Source organism: Bifidobacterium angulatum DSM 20098 = JCM 7096 (assembly GCF_001025155.1).
In the GTDB taxonomy this organism is placed as follows: domain Bacteria; phylum Actinomycetota; class Actinomycetes; order Actinomycetales; family Bifidobacteriaceae; genus Bifidobacterium; species Bifidobacterium angulatum.
Genome location: NZ_AP012322.1, coordinates 191487 through 215804, shown reverse-complemented (window position 1 = coordinate 215804; position 24318 = coordinate 191487). Strand labels below are relative to the sequence as shown.

Genomic DNA, 24318 nt, shown 5'->3' with positions numbered 1-24318 from the left:
CGGCCCTATGCTCAGGCCACGAAGCTACGCTTCGTTTTACGGGCCCGAACGATGATGATCGAAGCGCCGCCGATGCACAGCACCGCCACGACGCCAAGGATGGCCATGCCCATGGCACCGGTCAACGGCAGCTGGGTGATGCTTTTGATGTTGCGGTACACGTAACCGTACTGCACACTATGGCTGAGCAGTCCGCTGGCGGGAGAGCTCATGTCGGTGATCGACTCCAGCTCGATCTTCCCCTGGTCGTTCTTCGTCATCGTGACCATCAGTTTGGCTGCGGAACCGGACCAATAGCCAGCCGGCACCACAGTCTCCTTGAGGTAATAGGTGCCGGCATTCAGCTTGAAGCCTTCGAAATCGACAAGACCGCCATTTTCACTGGACGTGGCCTTGACTACATTGCCCTTGGCATCCTTCAGAACCTGTGTGAAGTCCTTGTCGGAGTACACGGTGAATTCGGCACCCGACAAACCGGACCTGTCGCTTTCCACACCGACCTTGGTGAACTTGAAGCCACCGCGCTCGGTTGTCGCGGAACCGGTCTTGGCCTTCAAGTTGCTAGACGTCAGATCCACGACGCCATCGTTATTCGTCACCTTGCAGTCGTCGGCAAGCGGGGTGCCAACGAGCATGTTGCTGAAGCCCGCATATTCGACGGTGGTGTCGCCCGTGTCCTTGGTCTGCTGCTTGGGCTGCGTGGCATCGAAAATCACATACAGGCCGGGATTGGGCATGGTGAGCGTCATGGTATTGTTCGTGTCGTCGACTTTCACCTGTTCCGCTGCAAGCGCGCTGCCGGTGACGCCCGGATGCTCCGCGTACCTACGGATAAGCATATCGTTCTTGGTGTTGGCAAGCCAGTTCATCGGGTCGCCATCATGATCCTCATTTTCATACAACGATTTACCCGCATTGGCGCTCAGATCTTTCACCGCCTGAATGATGTCCGGCTTCGACCCATTCACCGTCTCAAGATGCACCAGGCCGCCGGACTCGCCATTATCGATCTTGTAGTCGGCGACTTTCGCCACACTGAACGTACGGTTGCCCAAAGGGGTCTTGCCATTGTCCGTCCATGTCCTGAACGCGTCCGCATCCTTGCCCTTCACCGTGATGATGTTGCCCTTGGTCGTGCAATTCGTAGAAGTTTGCGGGACATCTGGTGCGGCCGGCTCTTCGGCCATGGCGCTGGCCGGTGCGGTCATGGCCGCGAACAGTGTGGCCACTGCCGCGATTCCCGCCATCCATGTTCTTGTTTTCATTGTTCTCCTCCTTATGGAATATGGATGAATCCATATTGGTCATACGGAACGGTTCCCGTATGAACGTTTTCTGATATGCGCGGCGATCGCCAACACCGCCAACGCCCCTCCGGACGCCACCATGCCGACGATCGTCACCACCCACGCGGCACGACGCCCCGCGGAAGGCAGCGCGGAAACCGGTTGCGGCCGATTGGTAAGACGATTGTCCGTAACGCCGGCCCAATCACCCCGTCCTTGCAGCACGGCTTTCGCCTTGGGATCCTCCCGGCGAATCGTGAATTCGGCCCAGGTACGGTCACTGTCGGGCAACCGGTATCCGCCGGGCGAGGTGATCTCCGTCAGCCGGTAGGTTCCCCAGTCGAGATTGTCGATGGTCAGTTTGCCGACGGCTGGATCCTTGTCTCCGGTGCCGGCGCAGGCGGCATTACCGTCGCCCACGCAATCGGCGAAGTTATAGAGGGAATCGTTGACCTTGTTCCACGTACCGTCATCGTTGCGTCGTTCAAGCCGCCACGTGGTGCCGGACAGATATTCCTCGTGATGGTCGGCGTCCACTTTGCTCCACGACACCGAGCCGGTGATCTTCTTATCTCGAATCGTCACCGTGTAGCCGCCGGTCCATTGATGCACTGACGCGTCCGGACTGCCATCCGCGTTCGTCGGACCGAAGTACGCTCCTCCGCCGCAATTCGTCAGATAGAAATCGGTCTGCCCGTCGTTGATCTCATAGCCGGGCGGCGCTTGGAGCTCTTTGATCCGATATGCCGTGCCGCACTGCAATCCTTGGGTTTTGCCGACGACGATCATGCCTTTCTCGTCCGTCACCGCCGTAATGGGCGTGGGCTTGTTCGACGCATAGTCATGGCCGTTCCATGCGAGCAGTTCGAATTTGGCACCGGCCAGATCCCGGTAGCCGGATGCATCATCATCGGTTTTATGCAACAGCATCGTCGACGTCTGCACGATGACGCCGCTGCTGCTGATGGCCGCGCCGTTCGTATTGAATGCGCCGGCATCGGACCATGGCGAGTTGGAGAATCGCGCGGTGTTCGCCACGTCGAATCCGGCGGATCCTTTGAACCCGTACTGATAGCTGATGGTCACCGGCGTGGAATCGGGAACGTACACCGTCAATACGCCGCCGAGTTTGGCATCGTTTTCCTGGTATACGATCGCATCCGAGGATGGTTGGTACGTTTTGCCGGCCGGGCATGGCTGTCCGTTGCCTATCCAGGCGAGGCACACGGTCACGTTGCCCAGGAACGTGACCTGCGGATTGCTGCCTTCCGGTATGGCGGGCACGGTCAACGTGTCTTTGATGGGCAGCATATCGGTATCGGGGACGTCATCCTGTTTCGCATGCGTGGCATCGATGTTCAGTCCATACCGGTTGGCGCGCACATAATAGGTTCGGGTGAAGCTTTTGCCGTCGGAGGACCAGCCGCCGTCGACGTTCTGCTTGTCCTCGACGCCGGTATTGGTTTTCTGGAAATTATCGACGAAGGTTTCCGACGTGGACACGGAAGGTATGCTGCCGGAGCCCATGGAAACCGTATTACGGTACTTGGCCGTCAGGCAATCGCCGGCACCGTTTTTCAGCGCGGAATCGGCGACGCAACCCCGTTTGCCGTCGTATTTGCCTTCCATCCAGTACTTGCCGTCGTTGATGTCGGGAGTGCGTGCGGCCACATACAGATACACGTTGCCGTCGTTCATGAGATCGGTCGCCTGTTTGGGGATGGTGATCTGGTACGTGCGATCGCCGGTCTGCTTGACGGTGACGGCATATTGCACACCCTGGGTATTGGTGAACCGCGTATCCCCCACGGTAAGCCACTGTTTGCGGTCGCCATGATCGGAGAACGCGAACTTCACGTCACGCAGGCCCTCCGGCAGGGTTTCCGTGAAGACGAGCGGCGCACGACGCCAATTGTCGGTCACGTGCGCGCTGATACGCCATCCCACTTGCCTCACGGACACCGGATCGGTGGTGGCGGTACATGTGTAGTCGGCACCGTTGGCCGAGCAGGAGGCGAATTTGGGATTCCCCTGCCCGTCGACCGGATCACCACAACCGTCTTTGACCAAAGAGGCGACTTGCACACTGGAGGTGACGGGTTTGACGAACGCTCCACCGACGCCGGTTCCCGCAGTGGCTGAATTCTTGCGCACGGTCGTTTCGCTGGAATCGAACAGGCTGTGATAGGTGATCGCCGCGGTTGTGCCGGGGGCAAGCGCATTGTCGGCCACGAACCGGAAGGACGTGTATCGCTGTGATTCCTGCGCCTTGTCAAGGTCCACCCAGGTCTTGCCATTGTCGGAGGACACTTGCGTCGCTCCGGCCAGCTGCTTACCGTCGACGGTCACGCGCAGACTGTCCTGCAGCAGTTGCTTCGTGTACCAGACGCCGCTGCCGGTGTCCTGCATGACCCATCCCGCCGGCAGTTGGCCGTCGCCGGCATTGCGCACCGAGACATTCCACGACGCAAGGCCGCAATGGCCTTCCGTCACACCCATGGTCTGGCACTGCTCCGCCGAGGGGGTCTGCTGCCCGCCCGCCGTTTTGGTGAGCGAGATCCTTGGCCGCAGCGGATTCCAGGCAATTGCATTGTTGGTGAAATAGTCGCCTCCGTTGTTGGAACGGACGAACCGCGAAATGTTTTTCGAAGCGGGATGCAGCACATCATTGGCGAACGTCGAATCGTATTGCAACGTCAACGTCTGTCCTACGGGAATCGAATACGAATCCGGCTGGAAAACCCACTTCCAATAGGTTCCCGTGGCCGATCCTCCAGCCGGCCATGTGACGGCGGCACCGCCCTTGTAGCTTGGCAGCGTGACCGTATATACCGTCAACGTGCCGTGCCCCATCGTTGTGGTCAACGTTTGGTACAGATCGTTGATGTTATCTGCCGTGTACCATCCTCGGCTTGACGAGGTGGAACCGTTCTGTTCCGCAACGTTCTCATAGGCCATCCAATCCTCGATCCTCACGATCGGCTGGTCGATGGTTCCCGTGTTGGCGAATTGCGCCTGCCATCTGGTGCTGAGCGTTCCGTCCGGTTGCAGCGTCGGTGTGCCGATGACCTTCTTGGAGGTGCTGCCGCTTCTGCGGTACATGGTGATGGTGGTGGTATGGCCGTTGCCGAAATCCAATACGGTCTGCCCTGGATTATTGCCGGTCACCTTGCTGCGATCGGCTTCGATGTACAATCGGCCATTGTCCAGCGGGGCGACGGCGTTCTTGCTGATGGCGTGCTCGCTGAAGACGATGGTCACCAATCCGTCGGGAGCGATCGTGTACGTGCCGAGATCGTCGTTGAGCGTGCCCGACATGGTGGTACCGCTGCCGTTGAATCCCGCGATATGGTATCGGAACACGTGGTTGTCTTCGGTGATGCTTCCTTGGGGTATGACGAATTGCGCGTCAAAACGGAATTGGGCTATTTTCGTGCTGTAATCGAACGAGACATTGCCGTGTTCGTCCGCGGGAACATTCTGCCATTGCGTCGAATTCTGCAATCGATATTGCACTGCGGCATTGCTGATACAGCCGACCAATCGGCCGGAAGGCTTGCTGGAATCAACAGTGGCCCCCTGTTCATTCTGGTTCCAGGGATGGCCGCACACCGGCGTCTGTTGTGCGGTGTCGATCCCCCCTCTGTGCCCCCCTCTGTCAACGGCAGAGGCCGTGGCAACAGGTACGATGATGCCGATGACCAGCGCAATCGCCGTCATCAGCCGCGTCAAACGTATGACCATACCAGAACTCCGCACATGTTAACGGTTCATCGCTTCGCGCGAACCATCGTGAGACAATAACCGCAGGGGATGTGCTTGCTTGGATGCGTGCCGAAGCGCACATCCTTAAGCATGAAAAAAATAACCCCTTTATTCAAAAAAAATAATATAGCAATAAGGACCGAAATCCTGCGCACTTTGTGATGCGGGCTTCCCGGACGGGAGCGGCGCGTTGATGCCCGTATGCGCCGGAATCCGCTGCGTCACCGCGAACGGATGGTCAACCCGCCGCTATCCGGACATGCCCCGGCTCGGTGACAGCCTCATGGAAGCGAACTGATCATCGCGCCATGGACGGCCATGATCCAAAATGCGCAACCCTTCGGGCACTACCGATATCATTGCGCATGACGTTTCTTTCATCAGATGCTTTTTCAGGATTTACAGCCGGCAATAGGCGACCATGTCTATTTGCCGGCAAACCATTATGCGGCAGGGACGATCCACGAAGACCGTCCCTGTTTACATATCAGTATGTATACATCAACGGCATGCCATCACAGGCCGAATGCTTTTCGATCCATTTCGGTAAGCCAATCCGTCCGCATGCCCGGTTCTTGGCACAAATGCATGGCGGGGTATTCCTCACCGATGCAAGGATCCCATACAGGAAGCGGCGTTCCGTCACGGTCCGTTCCGTTGGGATCGCCATTGGCGGCGAAATTGGTCCAGTACAGCCCCATTCGTCTTGCCAGATCGTAATGCCATCCAACGAACGGACGCCAGCATTTCGCAAGACTTCCAAAGGAGAACCACAGATCGGACGAGTGGAAGGCTCCGGCATCATCCCCCGGCATAGCGACATCGAAATGATAGTAGTATGGCGTGGTTCCACCGCTTGCGGTCCATTTGCGGATCAGCGTGAGATTGCCGAGCTGGCCGACATGCACAGGCTTCCCATCTTCAGTCGAAGCGATGAACTCATTGGTCGTGTTGCCGACCAGCATGTCGACGTTGTTGGCCTTGCAGCCCTCGACGATACGCTCCTCCTGATCGGGAAGGAACAGGCCGTCCACGCATGGCGCCCAATTGACGATCATCGACCAGTCATCTTCACGTCCGCTGTCCGGTGGAACAGGCAGGGACTCGGCGGCTTCCAATACCGTTCGGGCCGGGATTGCACGGGCCTGCTCCAGCGTGGAGACACCCAATGCTTCGAACAGACGGATTCCGTTGGCCTGCGCATGCTCCAGCGTGTCCTGCCGCGCATTGAAATGCCCTAGGCCTGCGCCGGATTGCATGATGGCTTTCTGAAACAGGCCATGATTCATCGGCGAGCAGATCTGGGCCAAGACGCTGGCGGCACCGGCCGATTGGCCGAAAACCGTGATGTTTTCCGGATCTCCGCCGAACTTCGCGATGTTTTCCTTCACCCATTGGATTCCGGCACGCTGATCCAGGAATCCGAAATTCGCATATGGTTCGCCGTCGCCGCGTTCTACGGCCTCCTCATGCAGCAAAGGGTGCGTCATAAACCCAAATGCATTCAGACGATAGGCCACACTGACCACAACGACGCCGTTCGCGGCGAGATGTGTGCCGTCGAATTCCTTTTCAAATGTGCCGCCGCATTGATAGGCTCCGCCGTAGATCCAGACCATGACCGGCAGCTTTTCGGAGGCTACCATGCTATCCGCGCCATATCCGCGTAATGCCGGAGTCCAAATATTCAGGTAGAGGCAATCCTCGCTCATCGGCACGGCCGGATCGGTGCCCCATTCACGATCATAGAAATCATCGGAGGCGCCCGGCGTCGGCTGCATCGCGGTAGGCCCGAAATCGAAGGCTTGCAGCACACCATCCCATGGCAGGGCCGGCTGCGGCGCACGCCAGCGCAGACCGCCGACGGGAGGCTGGGCGAACGGGACCCCTCGGAACACGGTGATGCCCTGATCTTCAGCCGCCAAGCCTTCGACAGTTCCCTGCGCCACTACGGCCTGCCGCTTCATCGCCCTCCTTCCTTCGTATTCGGCGTCGAATACGCAAAGTCGTAAAAATCGGCGATTCCACCGGTCTCTTTTGTCGAATACAGGAACAATCCGATACGGCAACCTGTGAAATGATCCATTTTGAAGACCATCCGGTGCGCTGTCCCCAATGGACGCCATTCGGATTCCGGCGTATCCGCATCGCGGTAGAAGAACGTCACTTCATCCTTGCAATCGGTGAAATCATATACCGCGCGCAGGCGCATGCAATCCGCATCCGCCATGATTTCCGCATCCGTTACGGCTGGACTGTCCCAATCATTGTCGGAGAAGATGGAATCGTCATTCACCGGCTTGTATTGGACGGTCAGCATCGTGCGGCCGTTCCTTCGCGTAAGCGCGATGTAGGAATAGCATCCTTGGAACGCCGCCAATCCGGCGAAGTCGCCATCATGCAATGTCGACGCGTCGACGGTGACTTCGGCCACCGTCACCGGCCCCATCGTGCGCTGCGTCAGCGTGTTCCATGCATGATTGAGATTCGAGCTGATGCGTCCGGAATGCAGGCGGAATTCTCCCGGACGTTCCGTCAGTGACCAGTATTCGTCATGTGTGATGTGATTGAACTGCCAGTATGGCTGCAGGCAGTTGGCATCGACTCCGCCTTCGGCGTTATGCCGGGCTATGAATTCGCTGCCGTTGATGGGCGCGACAGGTTCGGCACAGCTTGCAGCCGGCACGCTGACCGACTGCGGCACTTTGCCGTTCTCGCCGATGACGGGGAATCCGTCCTCGCCGAATCGCATCGGCATCAGTGTCGGCACGCGTCCCACACCGCCGCGGTCCTGCATCATGAATGCATACCAGTCGCCGTCCGGAGTGTCCACCATACCGCCTTGCGCGACTCCGTAACCGTGGAAGGACAGGTCGTCGTCGATAATTTCACGCGCTTCGAAAGCGCCATCCAAGGATTCGGCTATCAAGCAGGCTTCTGTTTTGCCCTTGCCTTGCGGGAAGTGACAGGTGAAGACGTAATAGCGTCCATCATGCTTGTATAGGTGACTGCCCTCATAACCAAGGTCAGCCTGCGGATCGTCCTGTGCGATGACCCGGTCGAGCCCACCCGGCATCGGCCCGCTTAATTCAGGATTCAACTCCGTGATGCGCAATGTCGACTGCCCATATACGACATAGGCTCGATCATCGTCGTCAAAGAACAGTCCGCTGTCGTGATAGAAGCCGTCAAGCTCACGCTTTCGCCATGGGCCGCATGGATCGTCCGCCGTCAGCAGATAGCTGGTATGCGTATCGTTGGCGGCGAACAACACATACCAGGTGCCTCGATGGTAACGCAGTGACGGCGCCCACATGCCTCGACCGTAGGCGTTGGCACCTTCACATTCCAAACGTTCTTCAGGGGTATCCGCCACGATATTCAATGCGTGCGCAATGAATTCCCAATGCACCAGGTCATAGCTGCGCAGAATATCGCACCCGGGTGTGAAATGCATAGTCGTAGTGGCCATGTAATACACGTCCCCGACCCGGATGATGTCCGGATCAGGAAAATCCGTGTAGACCACAGGATTAGTGTAGACCATAGGATTAGTTGAGGTAATCATCATTCATACCGATACTTTCCGCTCAACGCCAGCATGGCGAAAGCATAGAGGAAATTGTCATAGTAACGACGCGTGCCGGTTCGCATCGGCGTATTCCACAGCATGCGCACCCATTCACGGGCATTATGCTCCGCGTCGGGCTGGGCCGAATGCACCGCCGCAAGTGAGCCTTGCGCGGTCGCGGCCAGGAATCCGACCGGATGAAGCACGACCTCGTCCACGGCGGTGCCGTCGATGGCGTAGACGCTAGTACGGTCGTGGGTCAGGAAGAATCGCTGCAGCGCGGCGACGCGGTCGCACAGCACTTCCTGCAGACCGTTCCAGGCTACATCCAGTCCGATATTCGCCGCGGTACGGTAGGCGTCGGAATAGAAATGCCAATGATTGGACTCGTCGACATGCGGCTTTCCGTCATAATCCGCGTATTCAGCGTTCATGCCGGTCCGCTCGTCGCAGGCCACCTGCAGATAGCGACGGCTTGCGGCGGCTGCCTCATGCCAAAATGGACGGTCTTCTTCGTCGGCTTCTTCGGCGAATACTTCATAGAAGTGCGGCAGATGGTAGGACGGATCGCTCCACTCGGTTTCCGGAATGAACTTGATGAGCTTGTTGTCGGGATTCCACATGGGCTCGCCGTCGTAGCGTTCGCCCTTATGAACGCAATATCTCAAGATCTCGCGTCCCCATGCGGAATATTCGTAGATATCCTCGCCATCACCCCAGCGACGGGAAGCGAGGAACAGGTCCATCGCGAAATATTCCTCGCCGTCAGGTGCAGGACCATTCGAGTTCGGCGTACCGTCCGGCGCGACCGACCATGCGAAATAATGCGCATGATGACCGTCCTTCATGTACATGTGACGCATTACCCAGCCCCACAGCTTGTCGAATACGTCCTTACGGTCGTATTGCAGGGCGATCATCATCGCATAGCTCATACCCTCGGTACGTACATCGTTGTTGCCGGTGTCCATCACATAGGCAAGACCTTCGTCGTTCTCCCAATAGAATTTGTTCGGACCTTCGAAAATTTCATACCAGACCTGTGACACGCGCTTATCGATGGCGTCCTGGGCATATCCGCACTGTGCGAACATGGACTCGCCCAATGTCTTGCTGGTATCGGTTGCATTTGTCATATCAGTTGTTCCATTCCCAGATTCGGATGCGATTCTTTCCGGAGACAAGACCATTCAACGCCCCGGCCTTGCGTTCCGTTGCGGTCAAGGCTTGTCCCAGCAAGTCGGTGTCTAGCACATAGTCACTGCCATCGGGCTGTTCATAGCGTTCCTCCACGATGCGAGGCACGCCGAGCATATCGCTGGTGACGACCTGCATCCTGGTATCGGCGACGGCCTGTGGCACAGTGCACTGCAGGTACAGTCCATCGGGTTCTTCGACCAATGTCACCGGCATGGGCTCATCACACGCAACGCTCGTGGAGGCGGTGCCGCCGAAGAACGGGGCGTCCTCCTGCATGCGCTCCGAATCGTCGGCCGCACCTTCCTGCTTGTTCAGCCCCTGTGCGCCGGACAGATAGATGTTGCCGCCCGCGTATAGAGACTGCAGAGGATTGTGCTCGTCACCACCCTGCGAAGGATTTGCCCACATGGCCCGCTGGCGTTCCAGGTATTCATGCATCGACATCGGGCAATCGCTGTAGGCGGACAAACCATATTCACCGACGGTCGGTTTCACCGGTTGCGGCGCAAACATGTTGTTCAGCCAACGCTCATCGCCGCCGGATACCACAGCGCACTCGGCCACCTCGGTGGTGTGCGGATAGTGATACGGCGTGGAACGGTCGGGGACGGTATGCGGTTCAATGCCGCCGCAAATCAGATTGTTGACGAAGGCACCACCTTGCGACCAGTTCTGGAACATCACCGGCGAGGCGAAAACGTTATTGTCCACCAGATACGGCCCATGACTCACTTCAATCATGAGGTCACGGACGTTAGCGTGGAACACATTGCGCGAGATGCGCGTGCCCTGCGTCTGCCAATCCATCCACATGCCCAGCGAGCAGTCGTGGATGTTGTTGTTGGCAATGACCGTATCCAATGCGGCATGGAATTTGATGCCAGCGACTTCCCATCCGAAGAATTCACGCTTCAACGCAATGTGATGGACATGGTTATGCTCGATACGGCAGAATGCGCTGCCCATATGTCCGACGATGGCATTCTGTCCACACTCGTAGATGTCGTTGTTGCGTACGATATGACCGCCGATCAGCCCCTTTTCCCAGCCGATGCGACGGGCCTTGAACACGGCCTCCAACTGGTACTGGTAACCGGTCTTGCGCTCGGTTTTCGTCCACTCGTTGTCGCCGGATGAGATTTCCTTGCCCAATGACACCGCGGAGAATTTGGCGTCATGCAGCACGTTGTCTTCGATGATCCAGCCATACGACCAGTTCGGGCCGATCATGCCCCACTGCTGCGAGGTAGGCGGCGCCCAATCTCCAGTGGCCTGCGCCATTTCAAAGCCACGCACGGTGATGTAGTTGACATGGTTGCGGGAGGGGAAGAAGCATGTGCGACGAACACTGACCTCCACCAGTTCCTCATTCGGATCGGCACCTTGGAAATTCGCCCAGATCGTTGTGGTGCCGGCATTCTCGTCCACTTCGGCATGCCATACATAACGTGTACGGTCCACATCCGGCACAGGGCAGGGAATCTTCAACGCGAAATCCTCATCCGTATCACGCGGCTGCGGATCGTATACGCCTTCCAACGTCGTCGATTCGAAGAAGGAAACACCGTTGAGATACACATCGCCAAGATGTTTGTCCGGATCCTTGCCGAACTTGGGCATTTCCAGCCAGTCACCGAAAATCGGGGTCGCGAATGGATTGAAATCCCCGAACATCGTATTATCAAGCATCACCGTCCACACATGCGGATGATCGGCCAATTCCGTCCAGCCCTGCACGCATTCCGAGCCTTTGATAACCGGCCGTGCTTCGCCTTCGGCTCCGCAGTAGGTGATGCGCTCATGTTCACTCAGACCGCCGCGTTTCGGATCGACTTGTTCGCGATATACGCCTTCATGCACGATTACCGTGTCCCCCGGAGAGGCCATCTGCGCGGCCTTGGAAATCGTGGCGAACGGATGCTCCGCGTCGCCGCACGCAGCATCGTTGCCGGTTGGTTTGACATGGTATTCAAACTTCATTGCTGCATCTCCTTATTCAATATCGGATGTGGGAATACAGAAGTCTTTCTCCTTTGGCGACATGCACGAACACACATCTTCATGTTTCGTAAATGCTTTAGCATTTCAGTCAAAGCACTGTTTGATTATATGGTTTAACTTTCAAGAAAGTCAAATCGCTTAACTAAATACTTAAAATTTTTGTCACGAAAGTTCTATATGCAACTATTTACGAAATTTTCGAATAGATTTAAGTATTCAAAACGTAGGAAATCACAGACTTCCGCCCAAACACGATTAACTGCGAAAACTATTTACGCTGCCCCGCCAACCGAACACGCCGAACAACAGCGCAAACATATCTTCAAAGTCTTAAAACGCTCGGCAGTACCGTAGAAAGAGCACGTTGCCACATCATACTTGCCACTCTGCAATCCCGTAAGCAAAGCATCCTGAGCCAGCGCGGTGTACTTGAATTTGTACTGGGGCATTTTTTCATCAATCTTCTTCAGAAGTTCGAAATCGTAGCCAGTGTAGTTATTGCCGTCAACGAATGTATACGGTTTTTCCCTGTCACACCGGCAATATTGACAACCTGAACATCTTTCGATGCTTCTGTATCATTCTTAGATGTTCCAGAGCCGCAGGCCGTCAAGGAGAAAACGGATGCTGCCGCTGCAATCACGGCTACAATACGCTTATTGATGAGGCTGTTAGACATTTATTGTCCCTTCCTCTCAGCATAGCTATCCAGCTGATGAGAAGCATGCTATCTGAGGAATGAACCCAAAAGGCCTTTCGCGCTATCTTATCTTTATATGGAGAAACTATAAGCGTGATTTATAAACGCCAACGAGACAAACGGTCTCGGACAGATCAGACGCTACCGAGGTAAATAACGCAAATACCCAATCAGCAGCCTAGAAGCAAAAGCCAAAAAGATGAATGAAAGCAAACCCATATCCAACTTAAATCGAGGTGCGAGCGGATTCCCAGACTGGCACGGCGGCTCCCAATGGCAGACAACAGAAATAGCAGCGGAACAAGTTTCTCATGGGGGTGAAGCCCAATCGGAATTCCATGGACTTTGATGAGAAATGTATGGAGCCGAGGCGGATGATTCAACGACGGCAAGGAGAGACTGTTTGGGGAGTATCGACATGAATGACGGTATCGTGCGCCGTCCACGGTACAGGGGATGGACCCGTGATCGCTACGACTGCAGTCGGGCTTCTCCATTCCATTCCCATGAGAGGGCGCACGTCTTTGGAGCGTACGCCCTCTCATGGGAATGGAATGGAGAATGAAATCAACGGCCTTCTATCTGGACATGATCCCCGTTCTCGCAATTGACCCCAGCCAGTCCAGGGATGGCTTCGGATGACGTTCGAAGGTGTCCTTGTCCAGGAAGCCAGACCGAACGTCGGAGCGAACGACCCCCACTCGTAGTTGTCGAGCAGCGACCAGTGGAGGTATCCCCTCACGTCGATGCCATCGTCCATCGCGTCGTGCATGCCGGCTATGGCGTCGAAGGTGTAGTCGATCCTCTGGCGGTCGTCCGCGGTGGCGATGCCGTTCTCGGTGACGATTATCGGCGTGTGTCCGGCAACGTCCCATGTGTGCCGGATGGCGATGCCCAACGCCGGCGGGAAATACTCCCAGCCGGTGAGGGTGCGTTCCGCGTCCTCGGGGACCGGCACTGGTCCTTCCTTGCCGATAAAAGTCCTCAGATAGGCCTGCACGCCAATAAAGTCGTCCCCGGCCGCGGCTTCGGTGAAGTAGTCCTCGCGCGGATACTGGTATTCCTCCATCTCCCGTTCGCATCCCGGCATGGCATGGAACGCCTGGCAGGCGATGGTCCATCCGGACTTGATCCGAGGGTTCCCGGACAGTATTTCCCGAGCCTTCCTGTGCGCCTCGACGAGCGTGACGGAGATGTCCGGATCGGGTGCGGGTAGCGATGCGGCCGCGAAATCGCTGCCTTCGGTCCCACCACGGGTCAGCGCGACCATGTTCGGCTCGTTGATGGTGCATACCCAGGTGACGTCGTGGAGTATCGTCATCACGTACCGCACGTACCGAGCGAAGTAGTCGACGGCATCGGCGTTGAGCCATCCGCCCTTGGCCGCAAGCCACTGCGGCAGCGTCATGTGGTTCAGCGTGACCATGGGCTCGACACCGTTCTGATGGCACACGTCGATCATATGGCGGTAGTGCAGCAGCTGCGCTTTGGAGAAGCAGCCCTCCGCAGGCTCGATGCGGGCCCATTCGACGGAGAAGCGATACATGCGCAATCCGGCGTCGGCGAGCATTCTGATGTCCTCGCCGTAGCGATGGTAGCTGTCGGCCGCGTCTCCAGACGGTTCGTTGAGGTCCGTGCGTTCGGCATGCTCCCTGGCCCACCAGTCGCTCGCAACGTTGTTCCCCTCGATCTGATGCGCGGCTGTGGACGCGCCCCAAATGAATTCCGGCGGGAACTCGTATTGTTCTTTCATGACATGCCTTTCTATTTGATGCCCGTTCCGGCGACACCTTGGATGAAGTAGCGCTGCAGGAATACGAACAGAAGTAGGATTGGGGTGACCACCAATACTGCTCCGGCGAGCAGGACGCTGTAGTTCGTGGCGTTCTGACCGGTAGAGTAGAGGGACAGGGCTACAGGCAGCGTGTACTTCTCCTCGGTCTGGGCCGCGACCAACGGCCACAGGAAGTTGTTCCAGGAGGACAGGAACGTGAGGATGGACAGCGTCGCCAGCGGCGGCCCGCACTGGGGCAGGACAATCTGGAAGAATATGCGCAGCTCGCCGGCGCCGTCGACCCTCGCGGCCTCCATCAGCGCGTCGGGGATTCCGGAGATGAACTGTCTCATCAGGAAGACTCCGATGGGCTGACACAGGAACGGCAGGATGAGCGCCGCATAGGAGTTCGCGAGTCCCATGTTCGAGATGATCACGAACAGAGGGACGAACGTGGCCACGCTCGGAACCATGAGCGTCACCATGACGGCGCCGAACAGAATGTTCTTGCCAGCGAAGTCCATCTTCGCCAAGGCGTATCCGACCATGGAGCAGAACACCATGTTCCCGAGGACGGTGATCACGGCGACAACTATGCTGTTGGTGAAGTAGGTGCCGAAGTTCAGTTCCCCGAACCATTTGGCGAAGTTCGCGAGCGAGGCGTGCTCGGGCAGGAGCTTCGGCGGTTTGGCGAGGATCTCCCTCTGGGTCTTCAACGAGCCCAACGCCATCCATAGGAATGGGAAGATCCAGAAGACTCCGATCACCGCGAGGACGCAGTAGGAGAGGCCACGTCCTTTGACGAATCGGCGCCAGATCGGCTGCTTATTGCTTTGCGGCTTCGATGCCGCGACTGTCGTGGCTGTCATCTCAATCCTCCTTGAGAATGCGGAACTGGAGCACACTGACCAGCGCGATGATGATGAACAGCACCCAGCTGGCTGCGGAGGCGATGCCGTACTGTCCGAAACCGAACTTCTGGTACACGTAGTACGCGGCGGAGAGCGTCGAATCGAGCGGTCCTCCCTGGGTCATCACGAAGGATTCCTCGAAGAACTGCAGGTAGGCGACGGAAAGAAGCACGGCACCCAGCAGCAGCGTGGGCTTGAGCAGCGGGAGCGTGATGCTACGAAAGGTGCGCCATTTGCCTGCGCCGTCGATGGCCGCAGCCTCCTTCAATTCCTCGGGGATGGCCTGCAGGCCGGCGAGGAAGATGATCATCAGCGTTCCCATGTTGCGCCAGATGGTCATGGCCATCAGCGCGGGCAGGGCGTAGCGGGTGTCGTGCAGCCAGTCCGGCCCGGCGATACCGAAGACGGCCAGGAGCGAGTTGAGCAGGCCGTCCTTCTGGAGGATGTACCTCCACACGACGGAGACCGCGACCACGCTGGCGACAACCGGCGCGTAGAACACGGCCCTGAAGAACGCGTTGAGGTGCTTGGATCCCTTGTTGAGGGCCACCGCGAATGCGAGGGCGATCGCCATGGTGATCGGCAGGCCGACAAGCACGAAGATTCCGGTGACGCCCAACGCGTGCAGGAAACGGTGGTCGTGGAACAGGGTGATGTACTGGTCCAGTCCGACGAAGTTGACGTTGAACGGGGTGCGAAGGTCCTTGGAGGTGATGTCGGTGAAGGACATCGCCATCGAGGACAGGAGGGGAATCAGCATGAATACGCAGAACACGACTGCGAAAGGCAAGGCAAATCCCCATGCGAGAATCGTACGGCGGCGGCGGAGGACGTTGCCCGAGCCCTCCGTCTTCGTCTTTCTTGTCCCGAGGCTCATGGGATCAGTTTCCCGTTCCGATGGAGTCGGCTTCGGACTGCAGGTTCTTCAAGCCCTCGTCAACGGAGACCTGTTCCTTGTTTATCTGCTCGAGGATGCGGTCGGCAGCGGAGGACACCTGCGCCCAGGTGGACAGCGCCGGCGGAGCCATGGTGTGCTTCAGCTGGTCACCGAACGCCGCGAGCTTGTCGTTGCCGGAGAGCACGTCCTCATCCCATGCCTTCTGAGAGGCGGGCAGGTCGGAGGACTTCTTGTACCATTCGACCTGCACCTCGGGCTTGCTTGCCCACTGGATGAACTTCCATGCGGACTGCTTGTTCTTGGAGTCCTTGAACGTCACGAAGTTGCTGCCGCCGACGAAGGACGTGGCAGGACCCGAGGATTCGTTCATCGACGGCAGAATCACGGTGGCGTACTTGGATTCGAAGCCATCGCCGCCCAATTCGTTGATCTGGCTGACGGCGGTCGGCCCCTGCAGCATCATCGGTGTGCTGCCGGATACGAAATTCGCTATGTCGGCGCCGGAACTCACGTCGGCATTGACGTCCGCTATGCCATCCCTGTAGAGGCTAGTGGTAAAGTTCAATCCCTTCTTTATACCGTTATCTTCGAAAGTCCATTTCGTCTGTTCCTCATTAGTCAGGGACGCCCCTGCCGAGTAGGAGAACGGCAGAGTCCCAAGGAACGCATCAGTGCCAGATGGATTGAGGTTCATGCCATATTTGACCCCGTCGACCTTCTGCATGTCCTTGGCCATCCGCTTAAGCTCATTCCACGTCTTCGGAGCTTTGTTCCAACCAGCCATCCCGGCGATGTCGGTACGGTAGTACAGCACTCGGGTGTCGATGTACCAAGGCACGCCGAGCTGTTTCCCGTCGACCTGGCCAGCAGCCCTAGACCCGTCGGAGAAGTCGGACATGTCGAGGTTGTCAGGCACGGTGGAGAATGAGTTGGAGAAATCGGCCATCCAGGTAGTGCCCATCTGTGCAAGGTCGGGACCGTTGCCCGCGGCGATGGCGGTCTGGAGTTTATCGTGCGCTGAGGACCATGGAATCGCGGTGACCTTAACCTTGACGTCAGGGTTCTCTTTCTCGAATCCCTTAGCGAAATCATCCAGCAGATCGCCCTCGTTGCCCATGGCCCAGATAGTCAGGTCGCCGGTGGCCTTGCTTGAATTGATGGTCTTGACCGCATCGGAATCGGAATCTGCGCCGCTTTCGGATCGCCCACACGAGGACATGCCGATAACCATGACCGCACTTACGACCGTCGCGACAGACGCCCTGAAAAATGATTTCATCATTGAAACTCCTTATAAATATAAGTATCAATCTAAGCGGTTAGACTGATACTTATATTTAAGCGCATAGATTGTTTTCAGTCAAGAAGACACACCAATAATGCTCCGCACTTCTGAGTTTTATTCCATCAGCCGCATCCACAGCTGCCACGCACGACGAGGCGAACAGGCAATATTAGTTTTTCCGGTTTTTCCCAGGGCTTCCCATTCCTGGAAAGCAGCATCCGCGCGGCCCTGCGTCCCAGCTCCTCCATAGGCTGACGGATGGTCGTTAGGTGTGGAGTCATCAGCCTACCCGCTAAAATGCCGTCAAAGCCAGTGACGATGACGTCTTCAGGGACACGGATTCCAGAATCCACGAGCAGTCTAATCACGTCAAAAGCCGTCTGATCAGTGCCGCACACCAAGGCCTGCGGCAAGCGATTAGATTCTATCGCCTCACACACACTAACCAAATATTCATCAGACGTGGCGAAAGAGTCATCCAACAGAGCCCCTCTGGAGTCCAGCCCGCGTTCCTCGAGGTATTTTTTAAACGCGTCATAACGCAAGACGACGTCATCAGTGTCGGTACCGCTCGCGCACGCTCCACCACCATTGACGTCACCGACGAATGCCATATCGTTGATATGGTGAACTTCGACAAGATGGTCAACAATCTGTCTTATGCCCGATGCGTTATCGCATTGCAGGTATGCGGCAGGCAGTTTTTCATCGCCCACACCCACCATTACCAGCGGAATGGTCTTCGCCAACATGGAAAGAGGGAGCATATCGTTATATCCGCTTGGCATCAGCGCCAGTCCATCAACGCAACCGGCGATATCCGTTACAGATCTGTGATCATCCTTTTTCGAGGCGGCACCCATGAGTATGCCCTTCCCGCTCTTCCAGCATTCGAGTTCGAAGCCGCGGAGCACCTCGTCTACGTACAAGGGATATGCGAGGACATCTGGTTCGTCGCCGTCCACAGACGCGTTGACCGTCGCAGAGGATGCGTCGGGTCGGTCTTCCTCGAGGCCGCTGCCCTGGGGCCTCTCCAACAGCATGTCGAACGCGTATATGCCCAACGTGCCGGTTCTGCCTCTGGCGAGGCCGCGCGCATTGCCGCTGGGAACGTACCCAAGCTCCTCTGAAATCCTGAGAATTCTGGCCTTGGTATCATCCTTTACTTTGTCAGGATGCCTGAAGGCGAAAGACACCGTTGCGGTAGATACCCCAGCCTTTTCCGCAATATCATACACTGTAACTCTTGCCATAAGATCAGTCTAACCGCTTTGATACATGAGACACACGCGGGCTGAAGTCCAAAAAGCTTCCTCTGACCGTCCGCCCGGAAACCCCGCGGGGTCCGGGCTGCGTCGTCCGGCCCGCCCGCGCGCGTGCGTGGGGGGAAAGAGGATCCCCCCGGGAGCCCGTGGGGGCTCGACCGGGGGGAACCGTATCGTGTGAAAGCGGCGGCGCGCTACTCTCCCACACCCTCTCGGGTGCAGTACCATCGCCGTGCAGGGCCTTAGCTTCCGGGTTCGGAATGGGACCGGGCGTCTCACCCTGGCCATGGCCGCCGCAAATCTTGTCGACCTTCCCCGGGAAGGACCCCGGGGGGATCGGACCGTGACGGTCCGGGAACCGGACAATGGACGCGAAAAACTGTCTTGTGACGCATTCCGGACGCTCCCTGCCGCGGGGAATCATCCGAAGGACGCAATACGGGCCACCACCCGGGACCCGGATGATGGAGTATGATTGCCTTTCCCCCGTTAGTACCGGTCAGCTCCACCCCTTGCGGGGCTTCCACGTCCGGCCTATCGACCACGTGTTCTACATGGGGGGTCGCGCGGCCCGAGGCCGCGAGGAATCCTAATCTCGGAGCAGGCTTCCCGCTTAGATGCTTTCAGCGGTTATCCCTTCCGAACGTAGCCAACCGGCCGTGCCGCTGGCGCGACAACCGGCATACCAGAGGTTCGTCCACCCAGGTCCTCTCGTACTATGGGCAGGCCTCCTCAGGATTCCAACGAGCGCAGAGGATAGAGACCAAACTGTCTCACGACGTTCTGAACCCAGCTCGCGTGCCGCTTTAATCGGCGAACAGCCGAACCCTTGGGACCTGCTCCAGCCCCAGGATGCGACGAGCCGACATCGAGGTGCCAAACCATCCCGTCGATATGGACTCTTGGGAATGATCAGCCTGTTATCCCCGGGGTACCTTTTATCCGTTGAGCGATGCCGCGTCCGTACGCCGGCACCGGATCACTAGCTCCGACTTTCGTCCCTGCTCGACCCGTCAGTCTCGCAGTCAAGCTCCCTTGTGCGCTTACACTCGCCACCCGATTGCCAACCGGGCTGAGGGAACCTTTGAGCGCCTCCGTTACTCTTTGGGAGGCAACCGCCCCAGTTAAACTACCCGCCAGGCACTGTCCCTGAGCAGGATGACTGCTCGAGGTTAGACATCCAATGCGAACAGAGCGGTATTTCAACGACGGCTCCTCACGGGCTGGCGCCCATGACTCGTAGCCTCCCGCCTATGCTACACAATCCACACCGAATGCCAATACCAAGGTATAGTAAAGGTCCCGGGGTCTTTTCGTCCTTCTGCGCTTAACGAGCATCTTTACTCGTACTGCAATTTCGCCGAGCTCCTGGTCGAGACAGTGGGGAAGTCGTTACGCCATTCGTGCAGGTCGGAACTTACCCGACAAGGAATTTCGCTACCTTAGGATGGTTATAGTTACCACCGCCGTTTACCGGGGCTTGAATTCACCGCTTCGCCCGAGGGCTGACGGATCCTCTTAACCTTCCGGCACCGGGCAGGCGTCAGTGCATATACAGCGGCTTTCGCCTTCGCATGCACCTGTGTTTTTGGTAAACAGTCGCTACCCCCTGGCCTGTGCCACCCCCCGCCGCTCCCGGGGCAAGCCCGTTCACAGCAGGGGGTCTCCCTTAAACCGAAGGAACGGGAGCAATTTGCCGAGTTCCTTGACCAGGATTCGCTCGATCGCCTTGGTATTCTCTACCTGACCACCAGTGTCGGTTTGGGGTACGGGCGGCATTGGCCCTCGCGCCGAAGCTTTTCTCGACGGCAGGGATCACCGGATATCGGCCCATAAGGGCCCCATCATCGCACCTCGCCCACACGCCGCACGGATTTGCCTGTGCGACGGGCTGCGTGCTTGACCACGGAAAACCACCTCCGCGGCCGGCTACCCGTCCGTGTCACTCCTGCGCTGCCCTACTGCCGGGCGGTTCCCAACGCGCCGGACCCACACCCACCCGAAGGAGGGCACGGAACCGGAACGGAGGTTAGCAACCCGGTCTCGGACCGGTCGGTCCAAAGCCGGTACGGGAATATCGACCCGTTCGTCCATTCGACTACGCCTGTCGGCCTCGCCTTAGGACCCGACTAACCCGGGGACGATGAACGTGGCCCCGGAACCCTTGGTCATCCAGCGGCGGGGATCTTCACCCCGCTCTCGCTACTCATGTCTGCATTCTCACTCCCGTGCGGTCCACGACAGGCTCACGCCGCCGCTTCGCCCCGCACGGGACGCTCTCCTACCCAGTACAGAAGTACTGCCGCGTCTTCGGTGGTGTGCTTGAGCCCCGCTACATTGTCGGCGCGGAACCACTAGACCAGTGAGCTGTTACGCACTCTTTCAAGGATGGCTGCTTCTGAGCCAACCTCCTGGCTGTCTATGCGACTCCACATCCTTTCCCACTTAGCACACGCTTGGGGACCTTAGACGACGATCTGGGCTGTCTCCCTCTCCACGACGGAGCTTATCCCCCGCCGGGTCACTGCCGCGATACGCATCACGGGTATTCGGAGTTTGGTTGCTGTTGGTACCCGGTATGGGCCCGCAAGCATCCAGTAGCTCTACCCCCCGGATGTAATCACGCGACGCTGCACCTAAATGCATTTCGGAGAGAACCAGCTATCACGGAATTTGATTGGCCTTTCACCCCTAGCCCCAGGTCATCCCCTCAGTTTTCAACCTAAGTGGGTTCGGTCCTCCACGCGGTCTTACCCGCGCTTCAACCTGCCCAGGGCTAGATCATCCCGCTTCGGGTCCAGGGCACGCGACTCAAAACGCCTTTTGAGACTCGCCTTCGCTACGGCTCCCCCACCCGGGTTAGCCTCGCCACATGCCACTGACTCGCAGACTCATTTTTCGATAGGCACGCCGTCACCCCTCAGGGCTCCGACGGTTTGTAGGCGCACGGTTTCAGAGACTATTTCACTCCCCTCCCGGGGTACTTTTCACCTTTCCCTCACGGTACTCGTTCGCTATCGGTCAGACAGGAATATTTAGGCTTATGCAACGGTCTGCACGGATTCGCACGGGATTCCACGGGGCCCGTGCTACTTGGGAGAACCCATCGGAAGACCATGTCCCTACGGCTACGGGGCCATCACCCTCTGCGGCCCGGTATTCAACCCGGTTCGCCTAAGACATGGTTTTGTGACTCCCGCCCGGCGCGTCGGCACCGGGACAGGGCTTCCCACAACACCCAGGACGCAACCCCCGACGGGTATCGCGCGCCCCAGGTTTGGCCTGATCCGCTTTCGCTCGCCACTACTCACGGAATATCCTCTCCTGCAGGTACTGAGATGTTTCACTTCCCTGCGTACCCCCCGCCCGAAGGCGGTGCCGGCCCATGACGGCCGGCGGGTTTCCCCATTCGGAAATCCTCGGATCAAAGCCCGGTTGGCGGCTCCCCGAGGCTTATCGCAGCCTCCAACGTCCTTCATCGGTCCTGTCTGCCAAGGCATCCACCCCACGCCCTTGCAGGCAACCCATACACCCGTACGGGACCCGCAAGACGCCCTATCGGCAAATTCCCAGACGACAAATCATCACATCTGAAATGATCACAAAACGATCGACGAACAACAATAAACAAAACATTCAAATGAAGTTCGATCGAAAAACAATAGAAGCAAAACGAAGGCCAAAGGCCTCCGCCTCGCTCGCGTCCACTATCCAGTTCTCAAACCACCACGCGCCACGCGCCCACGCACACCCCAAGGGGACGCGCGCACCACGCATGGGCAACGAACCGCACCACGGGAAAAACCCGCGGGGTGGCGGTCCGGGAGCCCAAAAGCATGCCCATACCATGCAAGCCGCATGATCTCTTCCACACCAGCACCCGCGACACGGCACGACCATCGCGCCGGCGCGGCACACACTGTCCGAAAACACGGACTGCAATCTCCGTAGAAAGGAGGTGATCCAGCCGCACCTTCCGGTACGGCTACCTTGTTACGACTTAGTCCCAATCACGAGTCTCACCTTAGACGGCTCCCCCCAGCGAACTGGTTGGGCCACCGGCTTCGGGTGCTACCCACTTTCATGACTTGACGGGCGGTGTGTACAAGGCCCGGGAACGCATTCACCGCGACGTTGCTGATTCGCGATTACTAGCGACTCCGCCTTCATGGAGTCGGGTTGCAGACTCCAATCCGAACTGAGACCGGTTTTCAGGGATCCGCTCCATGTCGCCATGTCGCATCCCGTTGTACCGGCCATTGTAGCATGCGTGAAGCCCTGGACGTAAGGGGCATGATGATCTGACGTCATCCCCACCTTCCTCCGAGTTAACCCCGGCGGTCCCCCGTGAGTTCCCACCATCATGTGCTGGCAACACGGGGCGAGGGTTGCGCTCGTTGCGGGACTTAACCCAACATCTCACGACACGAGCTGACGACGACCATGCACCACCTGTGAACCCGCCCCGAAGGGAGGCCCCATCTCTGGGGCTGTCGGGAACATGTCAAGCCCAGGTAAGGTTCTTCGCGTTGCATCGAATTAATCCGCATGCTCCGCCGCTTGTGCGGGCCCCCGTCAATTTCTTTGAGTTTTAGCCTTGCGGCCGTACTCCCCAGGCGGGATGCTTAACGCGTTAGCTCCGACACGGAACCCGTGGAATGGGCCCCACATCCAGCATCCACCGTTTACGGCGTGGACTACCAGGGTATCTAATCCTGTTCGCTCCCCACGCTTTCGCTCCTCAGCGTCAGTAACGGCCCAGAGACCTGCCTTCGCCATTGGTGTTCTTCCCGATATCTACACATTCCACCGTTACACCGGGAATTCCAGTCTCCCCTACCGCACTCCAGCCCGCCCGTACCCGGCGCAGATCCACCGTTAAGCGATGGACTTTCACACCGGACGCGACGAACCGCCTACGAGCTCTTTACGCCCAATAATTCCGGATAACGCTTGCACCCTACGTATTACCGCGGCTGCTGGCACGTAGTTAGCCGGTGCTTATTCGAAGGGTACACTCACCCGAAGGCTTGCTCCCCAACAAAAGCGGTTTACAACCCGAAGGCCGTCATCCCGCACGCGGCGTCGCTGCATCAGGCTTGCGCCCATTGTGCAATATTCCCCACTGCTGCCTCCCGTAGGAGTCTGGGCCGTATCTCAGTCCCAATGTGGCCGGTCGCCCTCTCAGGCCGGCTACCCGTCGTAGGCTCGGTGGGCCGTTACCCCGCCGACTACCTGATAGGACGCGACCCCATCCCATACCGATAAAATCTTTCCCAGACCACCATGCGATGGACTGGAGCATCCGGCATTACCACCCGTTTCCAGGAGCTATTCCGGTGTACGGGGCAGGTCGGTCACGCATTACTCACCCGTTCGCCACTCTCACGGCCGGAGCAAGCTCCAGCCGATCCCGTTCGACTTGCATGTGTTAAGCACGCCGCCAGCGTTCATCCTGAGCCAGAATCGAACCCTCCACAAAAAAACTTCGCGAAGGGAATCAACATGTGACTCCCAAAATAAAGAAAATCGACTTCGCCTTATAAGGAAAGGCGCTATCGCACGAAAACCCCGCCGACCTTCAAGGCCCCTCGGCCACTCCCCAACGGGAAGCGGACGGCGGACTGGCAATCATTGACTTGCATAAAGTAGTACAGACACG

Annotated in this window: 13 protein-coding genes and 3 rRNA genes; all 16 read right to left on the bottom strand. The window is 57.9% G+C overall.

The window, feature by feature from the left end; translation table 11 throughout:
* Positions 1-11: 11 nt before the first annotated feature.
* The 16 genes from BBAG_RS00810 to BBAG_RS00745 all read right to left on the bottom strand — a co-directional run bounded on the left by BBAG_RS00810 (position 12) and on the right by BBAG_RS00745 (position 24138).
* Positions 12-1265 (bottom strand): SpaA isopeptide-forming pilin-related protein, encoded by a 1254-nt coding sequence (locus BBAG_RS00810; protein WP_152595351.1) that lies wholly within the window; start codon positions 1263-1265, stop codon positions 12-14.
* Between the two features lie 39 nt (positions 1266-1304).
* Positions 1305-5030: an MSCRAMM family protein gene (locus BBAG_RS00805; protein WP_003827380.1), complete on the bottom strand. Its 3726-nt coding sequence runs from the start codon at positions 5028-5030 to the stop codon at positions 1305-1307.
* Positions 5031-5566: 536 nt separating this feature from the next.
* The gene (locus tag BBAG_RS00800) at positions 5567-7018 is read right to left on the bottom strand and encodes a carboxylesterase/lipase family protein (RefSeq protein ID WP_047750025.1); all 1452 of its coding nucleotides are present in this window, start codon (positions 7016-7018) and stop codon (positions 5567-5569) included.
* Positions 7015-8622, bottom strand: a complete 1608-nt coding sequence (locus BBAG_RS00795; RefSeq protein ID WP_003827377.1) for a glycoside hydrolase family 43 protein — start codon at positions 8620-8622, stop codon at positions 7015-7017. Before BBAG_RS00795 ends, BBAG_RS00800 begins: the two co-directional genes overlap by 4 nt.
* Positions 8619-9758, bottom strand: a complete 1140-nt coding sequence (locus BBAG_RS00790) for a glycosyl hydrolase family 8 (RefSeq protein ID WP_003827376.1) — start codon at positions 9756-9758, stop codon at positions 8619-8621. The genes BBAG_RS00795 and BBAG_RS00790 overlap by 4 nt, the downstream gene beginning before the upstream one ends.
* 1 nt (position 9759) lies before the next feature.
* Positions 9760-11802: a right-handed parallel beta-helix repeat-containing protein gene (locus BBAG_RS00785; RefSeq protein ID WP_003827375.1), complete on the bottom strand. Its 2043-nt coding sequence runs from the start codon at positions 11800-11802 to the stop codon at positions 9760-9762.
* A gap of 293 nt (positions 11803-12095) precedes the next feature.
* The gene (locus BBAG_RS08695; protein ID WP_231855902.1) at positions 12096-12293 is read right to left on the bottom strand and encodes a type 2 periplasmic-binding domain-containing protein; all 198 of its coding nucleotides are present in this window, start codon (positions 12291-12293) and stop codon (positions 12096-12098) included.
* A complete protein-coding gene (locus tag BBAG_RS08690; RefSeq protein ID WP_003827373.1) occupies positions 12290-12502 on the bottom strand; it encodes a hypothetical protein in 213 nt (70 codons plus the stop codon). Before BBAG_RS08690 ends, BBAG_RS08695 begins: the two co-directional genes overlap by 4 nt.
* A gap of 562 nt (positions 12503-13064) precedes the next feature.
* Positions 13065-14276 (bottom strand): glycoside hydrolase family 1 protein, encoded by a 1212-nt coding sequence (locus tag BBAG_RS00780; protein ID WP_231855871.1) that lies wholly within the window; start codon positions 14274-14276, stop codon positions 13065-13067.
* Between the two features lie 11 nt (positions 14277-14287).
* Positions 14288-15166, bottom strand: a complete 879-nt coding sequence (locus tag BBAG_RS00775; RefSeq protein ID WP_003827368.1) for a carbohydrate ABC transporter permease — start codon at positions 15164-15166, stop codon at positions 14288-14290.
* Position 15167: 1 nt separating this feature from the next.
* Complete coding sequence (locus BBAG_RS00770) at positions 15168-16085, bottom strand: carbohydrate ABC transporter permease (RefSeq protein ID WP_003806603.1); 918 nt, start codon at positions 16083-16085, stop codon at positions 15168-15170.
* Between the two features lie 4 nt (positions 16086-16089).
* Positions 16090-17388 carry an extracellular solute-binding protein gene (locus BBAG_RS00765; protein ID WP_003827366.1) on the bottom strand — a complete coding sequence of 433 codons (1299 nt, stop codon included), beginning with the start codon at positions 17386-17388 and terminating at the stop codon, positions 16090-16092.
* Between the two features lie 125 nt (positions 17389-17513).
* A complete protein-coding gene (locus BBAG_RS00760) occupies positions 17514-18644 on the bottom strand; it encodes a LacI family DNA-binding transcriptional regulator (protein ID WP_033508997.1) in 1131 nt (376 codons plus the stop codon).
* 193 nt (positions 18645-18837) lie between these two features.
* Positions 18838-18954 (bottom strand): 5S ribosomal RNA (rrf, locus tag BBAG_RS00755).
* 171 nt (positions 18955-19125) lie between these two features.
* A 23S ribosomal RNA gene (locus tag BBAG_RS00750) occupies positions 19126-22183 on the bottom strand.
* Positions 22184-22607: 424 nt separating this feature from the next.
* Positions 22608-24138: ribosomal RNA gene (locus BBAG_RS00745) — 16S ribosomal RNA — on the bottom strand.
* The 16S, 23S and 5S rRNA genes sit together here, the layout of an rRNA operon.
* Positions 24139-24318 lie beyond the last annotated feature (180 nt).